We start from the raw sequence: 2,833 nt of genomic DNA on the forward strand, positions 1-2,833 counted from the left end.
CCCCTGTTGTCCATGTTCAAAGCCGTCCTGCTCGGACAATGGCACAGCCTCTCCGATCCCGAACTTGAACACAGCCTCATCACCCACATTGATTTCAACCTGTTTTGCCGTTTTGACGAACTAAGCATCCCCGATTACAGCACCTTATGCCGCTACCGCAATTGGCTGGCGCAAGATAATACCCTGTCCGAATTGCTGGAACTGATTAACCGCCAACTGACTGAAAAAGGCTTAAAAGTAGAGAAAGCATCCGCCGCCGTCGTTGACGCCACCATTATTCAGACTGCTGGCAGCAAACAGCGCCAGTCCATAGAAGTCGACGAGGAAGGACAAGTCAGCGGCCAAACCACACCGAGTAAAGACAGCGATGCCCGTTGGATAAAGAAAAACGGCCTCTACAAACTCGGTTATAAACAACATACCCGTACCGATGCGGAAGGCTATATCGAAAAACTGCACCTTACCCCCGCCAATGCCCATGAATGCAAACACCTGTTGCCTTTGCTGGAAGGACTGTCCAAAGGTACGACCGTCTATGCCGACAAAGGCTATGACAGTGAGGAAAACCGGCAACATCTGGAAGAGTATCGGCTACAGGACGGCATTATGCGCAAAGCCCACCGCAAACATCCGCTGTCGGAAGCGCAAACCAAACGCAACCGACATTTGTCGAAGACCCGTTATGTGGTCGAACAAAGCTTCGGTACGCTGCACCGTAAATTCCGCTATGCCCGGGCAGTCTATTTTGGTCTGCTCAAAGTAAGTGCACAAAGCCATCTGAAGGCGATGTGTTTGAACCTATTGAAAGCCGCTAACAGGCTAAGTGTGCCTGTTGTCGCCTAAAAGGCGGCCGGATGCCTGATTATCAGGTATTCAAGGAGGATTAAGAGGGTATTTGAGTAGAGTCAGCGGATATTTGAAACAAAAACAGCCGAAAACCTGTGTTTGGATTTCGGCTGTTGGGGAAGGGCTTTTTTGCAAAGGTCTCCGATTGTGATTGAGGATGATGTTTGGATCGGACGGCGCGCGATTATTATGGGCGGTGTCCGAGTAGGCAAAGGAGCGGTTATCGGCGCAGGGGCTGTGGTAACTAAAGATGTGCCGCCGTATTGCGTCGCTGCTGGGAATCCTGCGGTCATCAAGAAGAACCTGTTAGAAGATTAAGTACACACATCACGGTTTTCAACCAGATATAAAAAGGTCGTCTGAAAATGTTTTCAGACGACCTTTTTATATCAAATCAAATTAGCCGCGCCGCCAAGTCGTACCGCCGGCGTTGTCTTCCAGAATGATTTTGTGTTCGTTCAGAAGGTCGCGGATACGGTCGGATTCCGCCCAGTTTTTATCCGCGCGTGCCTGTTTGCGGCGGGCGATTAAGTCTTCGATTTCTTCGTTGGAGAGGCCGTCTGAAACCGCGCCGCCTTGCAGAAACTCAATCGGATCACGTTGCAACAGGCCGATGATGCCGCCCAAAGCTTTCAGGCAGCCGGCAAGGTGCGCATCATTGGTTTTGTTCACCTCGCCTGCCAGCTCAAACAACACGGCAACCGCTTCGACCGTACCGAAATCGTCGTTCATGGCGGCGTAGAAGCGGCGGGTGTAGTCGTTGGCGTTTTCGGATAAATCAAACTCAGCCGCTGGAGTTTTTTTCAACGTGGTGTACAGACGGGTCAGCGCGCCTTTTGCGTCGTCCAAATGCGCGTCGGAGTAGTTCAACGGGCTGCGGTAGTGGGCGCGCAGGATAAAGAAACGCACGACTTCAGGGTCGTATTGTTTCAACACTTCGCGGATGGTGAAGAAGTTGCCCAGCGATTTGGACATTTTTTCGCCGTCCACACGGATGAAGCCGTTGTGCAGCCAGTATTTGACGTGGCTGGCGATGCTTTGACCGTGATGGGTTTGCGCGTGGTCATGACCGCAGGTATGGCCGCTGGCACCGACGCTTTGAGCGATTTCGTTTTCGTGGTGAGGGAACTGCAAATCCGCACCGCCACCGTGAATATCAAAAGTATCGCCGAACAGGTTTTCACTCATGGCGGAGCATTCGATGTGCCAACCCGGACGACCATTGCCCCACGGGCTTTCCCATGCCGGCTCGCCTGCTTTGGCCGCTTTCCACAACACAAAATCAAGCGGATCACGTTTGAAACCATCCACTTCCACGCGTTCGCCTGCGCGCAGGTCGTCCAGCGATTTGCCCGACAATTGACCGTAAGCGGAAAATTCGCGCACAGCGTAGTAAACGTCGCCGTTTGTGGCAGGATAGGCTTTGCCGTTTTGAATCAGGGTTTCAATCATGGCAATCATTTGCGGAATGTTTTCTGTTGCCTTCGGCTCGATGTCGGGACGCAACACACCCAAAGCATCGGCATCTTCGTGCATAGCCTGAATGAAACGCGCAGTCAGATCGCCGATGGTTTCGCCGTTTTCAGCAGCGCGGGCGATGATTTTGTCGTCGATATCGGTAATATTGCGCACATAAGTGAGCGGATAACCGCACTCGCGCAACCAACGGGCAATCATGTCAAACACAACCATCACACGGGCATGGCCTAAGTGACAGTAGTCGTAAACGGTCATACCGCAAACGTACATACGTACGTTTTTAGGGTCGATGGGGGTGAAGGGTTCTTTTTGGCGGGTCAGGGTGTTGTAGATGGTGGTCATGGGATTTTCAAAATTTGTGTAAACTGGGGTTATTTGGACTTTTTGTGCAAGCAAAATTCAAATACGTTTCGTTCTGGGCCATTATTAGTTGCATGTGCTTTTTTAACTATATAAGGCTGATGCTCATCTAATGTAAATTCACCGATGTATCGGACATGAGCATTTA

2 protein-coding genes and 1 pseudogene are annotated in these 2,833 nt (G+C 51.2%); 2 read left to right on the top strand and 1 reads right to left on the bottom strand.

The annotated features are described in order from the left end of the window. Together ACTHUM_RS11140 and ACTHUM_RS11145 are read left to right on the top strand one after the other, a co-directional pair. The coding region (locus ACTHUM_RS11140; RefSeq protein ID WP_440402897.1) for an IS5 family transposase at nucleotides 1-843 on the top strand (843 nt) is incomplete at its 5' end. A 141-nt stretch (nucleotides 844-984) separates the two neighbouring features. Continuing rightward, nucleotides 985-1,164, top strand: a pseudogene (locus tag ACTHUM_RS11145) (DapH/DapD/GlmU-related protein); the annotation flags it as partial. Nucleotides 1,165-1,245: 81 nt separating this feature from the next. Here the strand turns inward: ACTHUM_RS11145 and cysS are convergent. Next, nucleotides 1,246-2,667, bottom strand: coding sequence for a cysteine--tRNA ligase (cysS, locus tag ACTHUM_RS11150; protein WP_107792178.1), 1,422 nt, complete (start codon nucleotides 2,665-2,667; stop codon nucleotides 1,246-1,248). Nucleotides 2,668-2,833 lie beyond the last annotated feature (166 nt).

The sequence above is a fragment of the Neisseria sp. P0021.S006 genome (assembly GCF_051956895.1).

What these genes read in the sequence shown, in the direction of transcription:
- cysS (WP_107792178.1), bottom strand. Translation starts at nt 2,667, where the DNA reads ATGACCACCATCTACAACACCCTGACCCGCCAAAAAGAACCCTTCACC.